At 44.9% G+C, this 7,113-nt stretch carries 6 protein-coding genes and 2 pseudogenes; 5 read left to right on the plus strand and 3 right to left on the minus strand.

Features of this window, described 5'->3' with window-relative positions; translation table 11 throughout:
* Nucleotides 1–367: 367 nt before the first annotated feature.
* From ACEW9J_RS12875 to ACEW9J_RS12890, 4 genes are all read left to right on the plus strand, one after another.
* A complete protein-coding gene (locus ACEW9J_RS12875) occupies nt 368–1,435 on the plus strand; it encodes a class I SAM-dependent methyltransferase (RefSeq protein ID WP_373545519.1) in 1,068 nt (355 codons plus the stop codon).
* A gap of 6 nt (nt 1,436–1,441) precedes the next feature.
* A complete protein-coding gene (locus tag ACEW9J_RS12880) occupies nt 1,442–1,660 on the plus strand; it encodes a hypothetical protein (RefSeq protein ID WP_373545520.1) in 219 nt (72 codons plus the stop codon).
* Nucleotides 1,661–1,751: 91 nt separating this feature from the next.
* Complete coding sequence (locus ACEW9J_RS12885; protein ID WP_373545521.1) at nt 1,752–2,171, plus strand: hypothetical protein; 420 nt, start codon at nt 1,752–1,754, stop codon at nt 2,169–2,171.
* Between the two features lie 252 nt (nt 2,172–2,423).
* Nucleotides 2,424–2,933, plus strand: coding sequence for a hypothetical protein (locus ACEW9J_RS12890; RefSeq protein ID WP_373545522.1), 510 nt, complete (start codon nt 2,424–2,426; stop codon nt 2,931–2,933).
* A 226-nt stretch (nt 2,934–3,159) separates the two neighbouring features.
* On the opposite strand, the gene ACEW9J_RS12895 is transcribed toward ACEW9J_RS12890, so the two are convergent.
* Nucleotides 3,160–3,369 (minus strand): type II toxin-antitoxin system RelE/ParE family toxin, encoded by a 210-nt coding sequence (locus tag ACEW9J_RS12895; RefSeq protein ID WP_373545523.1) that lies wholly within the window; start codon nt 3,367–3,369, stop codon nt 3,160–3,162.
* Nucleotides 3,370–3,540: 171 nt separating this feature from the next.
* Here ACEW9J_RS12895 and ACEW9J_RS12900 point away from each other — a divergent pair, with 171 nt between their 5' ends.
* Nucleotides 3,541–3,837, plus strand: a complete 297-nt coding sequence (locus ACEW9J_RS12900; RefSeq protein WP_373545524.1) for a hypothetical protein — start codon at nt 3,541–3,543, stop codon at nt 3,835–3,837.
* Between the two features lie 271 nt (nt 3,838–4,108).
* Here the strand turns inward: ACEW9J_RS12900 and ACEW9J_RS12905 are convergent.
* Nucleotides 4,109–4,594 (minus strand): annotated as a pseudogene (locus ACEW9J_RS12905) (AAA family ATPase); the annotation flags it as partial.
* A 113-nt stretch (nt 4,595–4,707) separates the two neighbouring features.
* Nucleotides 4,708–6,984: pseudogene (locus ACEW9J_RS12910) on the minus strand (type I restriction endonuclease subunit R); the annotation flags it as partial.
* Nucleotides 6,985–7,113 lie beyond the last annotated feature (129 nt).

Genomic DNA, 7,113 nt, shown 5'->3' on the forward strand with positions numbered 1-7,113 from the left:
TTTTTGAAGATAGGCAAAGACTAGAAATTGTCATGCTCATTTTATTGTATTTTTGATGTCGCAAATGTCGTAAATATAATTCTCAGTTAATTTTGGCTATGAATTTATTGTCGTAAAATCTGAAGTGCGGAATGTGGGTTATTATGCCCAAACGTAAGCCTCACGCTACTCAACAAAAAGAGACTGCTTGTGCTAGTTGTCCTTTTATCCAATCAAGGGATCTATGTTAGATAGTCATCACGAATGCAATCGGCATTCCTCTCCAGTTAATCTTAAAGATTAATTATTCTGCCAGATCGATCTTGCCAGCAATTAGTAATAGTTGATGGCATTTTTGTACCCATTTATTAGCCTATTTATCAAATTTATGACTATTGCCAATATCGAGCGACAATTAACCCTAGATTTTTCCGTTCCTGCCATCTGTCCCCCACCCAATCCCAAGTTAGCCGATAAGTTACAAAAGTTGGCAGCGGCGATGGATGCAACGATCGCATCCAAGCTGAATCCTTCGATTGGACAACAAAATATCACCGCCCGTCGTTCGCGCATCGCTAGTAGTATCCGCCAGGACGGACGACGGCTACAACTTATCCAAAGTTGGTTGGTGGGCCTTGCCGATCGACATTGCAATGGCACCTGCCCTATCCAACTTGCCAAGATTAGCAACCGCAGTCATCTCGAACCTCTTGCTTCTGTCTTTCATTGGCAGAAAGAGGGAGCCAAATCGCTCGAATATCTCTATACGGGATTCGATCGTGGTCATGAGATCGCTCAAAAGTTGGGAGCTATCGGTATCTATAGTGCTAACGCGGCTCTAGCTGCGGTGGAACTGTTAGAAGGTTTGAGCAATCCCGCTGCTTGTCAGCCCAATCCGATTGGCGAACGGGTTGATGCACTGCGACGCAAAGCCATCTATCAACAGGTGCCCGACTTTTTTCCGACCCCAGGTGCGATCGTCACTCGAATGTTGCAATTAGCCAATGTTCAACCCTACCACCGCTGTCTCGATCCGGAGGGCGGAGCTGGCAATATTTGTCTGGCGTTGCGGGACTTGGGAGTCAAACATATCGACTGCTTCGAGCTGAACGCGGGTTTGGTTGAAGCTCTGACCCTGCTTGGCTTTCCACTGCTGGGTCGAGACTTTCTGAGTGCCACCCCCCGCCCGATCTACGACCGGATCTTGATGAACCCACCCTTTGGTAAAGATGCCCACATCGAGCATGTTCGCCATGCTTATGATTGGCTTGCTCCTGGTGGGGAGCTGGTTGCGGTGTTGCCGCTCGAACATCCCAGCCGCATCAAGAAGCGTCGCCAGTTCTCGGAATGGCTTGATGAACTTGGAGCCGATCGTTACCCTAATCCCCCGAAATCCTTCACATCCAGCGACCGATATTGTGCCGTGGAGACGCATCTAATTCACCTCTGTCGTTGATATCTTATGCAAAATCCTTTCCAGTACAAAACCAGATTTGGCTTATATCGAGCAACTATCCGCGCGATGGATCGACTATCGACAACGAAAAGAGCTTGGTGGATTCATCAAGCTCTTTTTCACTGCGATCGAGAGTTTCCTGACTTCTCACGGCAGTTAAGAGAGCTAATTTACAGACCCGCAACCTTGGAGGACTTGACTCGCTCGAATGAGCTAAAAAACTAATCGTTAATAAATAAGTTTTTCCAGACTGAGCCAACCCGTACTCCACAAGTTTACTGGTTGGCTTCGTTCGTATATTAATTAAAATCACACTATGTATGCAGCAACAGCAACGATTTCTGTAGCGATCGAAAAGCTCAAAAAGTTTCCAGGGAGTATGGACGATCCGTTATTGATTGAAGCCCAATCTGAATTGGTAATCGCTCGAAACCTCCTTGAAAGCCGCTGGATAACCTGGAACTCTATCTATTGGAGGAGATCTAATGCCGCAACTAAACGTAGCATTAGAGCTAAACTAGATGGATTAGCTTTCGATGCTTTAGCTGGAGTAACTAACGCTGGCAGACTTCTGAATCGATATATAAGTACGGTTGGTATTCTTGATGAGAATGCACCACTTTGGAGCGAGATTATTCACTGTTTGCACAATGCCTACCGCTGGATTTCTGACAGTTACTACTACGATTGCTTGTGCAAACAGCTAAAATTATCAATCGCTATAGGATCTAATTAGTTGATATTTGTTCGAGCTGTGACTAATTAATAAGCGGATTTAAAGACAGCGCGAATCCGATCTTTATTATCTTATAAACGAAGCTGATTAATGTCGGAGGTTTCGGCTGTCAAAAAGCCGCAACCCCCTGCGGCAGGAGCAGTACGGGTCTAATTATCTCGATCTCCAGAAACTTCTATTTCAGAATACTATAACTAGCACACTCATTGCTTCAAAACTTGACAATAATTAATTGATGTAAGGACAAATAAAATGGGTTATAAATCAAAGCTAAAACAGCTAAAACGACAACAAGAGGATGGAAAAAAACAGAGATTGGTGTGCGATAGCTATCCTCTAGAACCGCACTGTCACAGACAAACAATTGAAGTTGTAGGACTCCCTAAAGCCTCCAAGCTCCGAATTTCCAGCGAACTTAAAAAATATTGGGCAACATTAGACCCGATTCCCTCAAAACGATTGCATAAACTCATTAATACTGCTAAAGCTCAAGCTGGAGGCGTAATTGTGAATTTAATCGATGCTCATGCTATTGTCTCTCCTGCCGATCTTATCGCCAAAATTGTCCCCAAGATTCCTAACTTATCTGCGACGGCAACCGCTGAGATCACTGAGATTTTAAAAAATTACGATGCCGAAACGGAACTTATAGTGCTTTCTTGCCTCCCGCCTGAACTTCCCCAGTCGATCGCTACGCTCTTGTACGGATATACGATTTTGTATGTTATTACATATCAGTATAGCTTCAACATTCACAATTGAAACGTTGCGATCGCTGAACTTGTGACCCTGCGGGGCGGCTGGTTTTTGACTGTTGACGCGGACGAATGCTCTAGCCCTGAAGGAAGTCGCTTGTGTCCGCCTCATACAGTCAAAAACCAGCTAGTAGTAGAATTTTAGGGGATCGGTATAGATTTTTTTAGATCGAAAGTAAAAAACAATCCTAAAATTATCCAAATATCTTTCACATCCAAGTAAATTGGATTCGCTATCGATCGTTGATGGCCAGACTGTATTTTTCAGAGCTAGATGAAAGTTTCTCCAGGCAACCAAGGATTTGTAGATCGCCGATCGATGTTGCGGCATTGATGATTCTCAGCTTGCGAAGGGCATCAACTTGGATACTGCGTGGATATTTTACCGATCTCCTACCATGAAAGATTAGCTCGGCTTCTCTGGATTTGAAACTAGTTATCATCACATCGATAAACGATCCTATTTATCGCTCTCTACTTGTTTTAATCTGAATCAAAGATCGAGATTTAAATTTAAAGTTAATACAATTAAATAGTTGATAATTCTATAATAGAAAAGAGTGATGACTAAATTAGCCATCACACCAAAAAAGTATTTTCAATGACTATTATAGATGAAATTGCGTGGAAATCGCGTACCTGGTAGGAGTGGCACTCTCTATCAACGCACCAAGAAAAAGCGATTAAAAAATGGCCGGACAGTTGAATATCCTCTAGTTGAAGGAAGTCGTGACTCAGACAATATTTCTCATTGGTTCTGGCAAATGACTTGGAAGGACAGAGGAGATGATGGTAAATATCGAACTCAGATTGCTTCGGTGAAGCCAGCGCAGGTAGAGCAAGTCAAGGTACTAATCGCTGGAAATGTAGAACTAGAAACGATTTTAGCTTACTTGCACGGTTCCATGTAATTACATGGAACTTTTTTAAAAGTCTATAACTTAGATGGAGAAACAATTTGGGCTTAGTCGATCAATGTCAATCTACTCCGACCTAATATGTGCCAGCAACGCTCCAAAGTAACTCTCAGTCTTTGTTTTAGACATTTAGTTGGTTCCATGTAATTACATGGAACCAACTCGATCGGGAAAATGCTATGGGCGTGGCTGGTGTTGCTATGTCCCGTACTTGTTAATGGTGGCTAGTCAGGTCTAAAAAATTGCTGGGATTGCCGAAGTATGATAAGACTGCTTTCTTGGCTGCTTCATCAGCAGCGCGAGCAATCTCCGCTAAACTCAATCCTTGGGCGGCTTTCAGTACTTTTGACCAATCGCGCCATTGGGGATCGAAGATCGAGAGCTGTGTTTCGAGAAGGCGATGAATCATTTTTGCTGTTGGCAGGGTATATTCGATCGCGTCATCAAATCTTCGGAACAGAGCTTCATAGAGTAGGTTGGGTTGATTGGTTGCCGCAACGATCGAACTCTCATTCTCATCATTCTCAATAAATAGTAAAAAAGAATTCAGGACACGCCGAATTTCGCCTGTATCGTTGGTGCTGTTGCGCTGTGTGCCGATCGCGTCAAATTCATCAAAAAAGTAGACACCTCGCGTCAGTGACATGGCATCAAAAATCAACTTGAGGCGGCTAGCAGTTTCTCCCATAGACTTACCAATGAGACTGCTATACATCGCCGTCAGGAGCGGCAGATGCAGTTCTCCAGCTAAACCCTATATCTAGAGACACCTATACTTGTGTTGATTCATCCAGTTTACTTTGCTTAACATACCTTTTGTACTGGTTACGGGTATTGCTTTACAGAACTCTGCATCCGCTCAAACTAGGCGGTGTCTTGGCGAAAATCTAGTTCTTGGTTCAACATCCGCTCGATCGTGACATCAAAGGCGCGTTGAAATTCCAAGTCTGAGGTGTAGCGTTTGTAGAGGTCGAGTTCGCGTTTGCGCTCTTGGGTAATTGCCTGTTTGATGATTTTTTCGAGGGCAATGCGACGATTTTGGACATCGGGGTTGTTGACAACTTGGGTTTGATAGTTGGGGTTCTGTTTGACGTGGTTGGCGATGTTAACGAATTTTACCCGTTGCTCGATCGCGGTGGCATCCCAACCGGAAAAGAATCGCTCGTTGAACAGGGCGATAATCTCGTCTAAGGGGTCTTGATGGCTCTCCTGGTCGTGATAACCGCGTGGGTTAGGGTTTTGGGGTTCGAGTTCGGATTGGGAGGGATCTAGGTCAATTGCGTGGTTGAGTCTGACTCGCTCTAAGCCGTAGGTAGATAGGTCGATGCTATTGAGAAGTTCGTCGAGTTGGTCTTGGCTAGGATCTTGGACGGGTAGTTTGGGAATCAGGAATTTTAGGAACCAGTAGAGTTTTTCCCAATTGAGGTTATTGAAGGGGATGATACAGGCGACTTGACCGTAAATTTTGACGAATTGTTTGGCTTTGATTTTGAAGTCGATCTTGTCTGCTTCTGCTAATTCTAATTCGGTGGTGAATCTCTGGGCGGCGATGTCCAAAATCGGGCTGAGTTCGTGGGCGGGAGATCGATCGAAGAAACGGTTGTTAAATTCTGCTACTTCGCTCTGCTCGTATACGCCTACATCATCGAGGGCATCTTTTAAGTCGTGGAGAACGTTAACGTCGGTGGGTTCGCTGAGGGATGTAGAGGTGTAAAAAGGCGTGAAGGCTCGCTCGATTTCTTCGACGCTATTACAGAAATCGAGAATGAAGGTATCGGTTTTGCCCATCTTGGCGTTACACCGATTGAGGCGAGACAGGGCTTGAACTGCTTGCACTGATTGGAGGGTTTTATCGACGTACATGGTATGGAGTAATGGTCGATCGAATCCGGTGAGATATTTATTGGCGACGATTAAGATTTTGTAGTCGTCGGTATCGAACCAGTCGGGGAGATCTTTACGCGGGGAACTCCCATCTGCGGGGAAATTATTGAGGCTATCTTCGGTATATTCAATCCCATCGATCGTCTTTTTGCCAGAGAAAGCGACGATCGCTTTAAAGGGGGCATTTTCGCGCTGGAGGATCTCGCGGATGGCGAAGTGATAGCGGATGGCAGTTTCGATATTGCGGCTGACAACCATCGCTTTGGCTTTACCTTTGAGCTTTTTAGCTTGGTAAACCTGTTCGAGAAAATGCGCCATCATGATTTCGGCTTTGGTGGCGATCGTTTGGCGATTTCCTTCGACAAAGGCTTTGAGCTTTTTCTGGGCTTTAGTGGTATCGAATAGCGGGTTAGATTGAATCGATTTTTGGATCTCGTAATAGCTGCGGTAGCTGGTGTAATTGGCTAAGACATCGAGAATAAACCCTTCTTCGATCGCTTGTTTCATCGAGTAGAGATGGAAGGGGATAAACTGTCCCTCGGCAGTACGCTGTCCGAATTTCTCCAGGGTGCTGGGTTTGGGTGTGGCGGTGAAGGCGAAGTAGGAGGCATTTTTACCAATTTTGCGCCCTTCCATCGCTTTGAGAATTTTGTCCTGGATATCTTCGGGTTCTTCGTCATCGCTACCGATTGTCATGTTCATTTTATCGGCGGCTTGTCCTCCTTGGGAAGAATGGGCTTCGTCGATAATTACGGCAAAATGTCGATCGGATAAATCTTCGACACCGCTGACGATGAAGGGGAATTTTTGAATGGTGGTAATAATAATCCGCTTGCCATTTTCGAGGGCGGTTTTCAATTCTGCCGAACTGGTAGCATGGGCGACGATGTTTTTCACATCGGAGAAGCTCTTAATATTGTCGCGAATCTGCTTGTCTAAAACGGTGCGATCGGTCACGACGATGACAGAATCAAATAGGGGTAAATCGGCGGCGCAAGTGGGTAAATTCCCGTTGGGATAGAGTTCGATCAGTTGATATGCTGTCCAGGCGATCGAGTGAGATTTACCGGAACCTGCGGAATGTTGGATCAGGTAAGTGTGTCCGACTCCATTGGCTTGAACGTGGGCGAGGAGCTTGCGGACGACATCGATTTGGTGGTAGCGGGGGAAGAACAGGTTTTTTTGCTGAAGGGGCGTTTTCGGGTCTTTGGCGGCGAGGATGGCAAAGTGTTCGAGGATATTGGCAACCTGAGTTCGATGAGGCTATGCCTCATCATCAAATCAAGTCTCTGAATGTGTTTGAGCAATAAATATCAATTGTCAAAACAAGATACTTTACCAATCTATTATCAATAAGCATTACTTGTTGATAATAGCTTGGGATTG

This window comes from Chamaesiphon sp. (genome assembly GCF_041737865.1).
Lineage (GTDB): Bacteria > Cyanobacteriota > Cyanobacteriia > Cyanobacteriales > Chamaesiphonaceae > Chamaesiphon.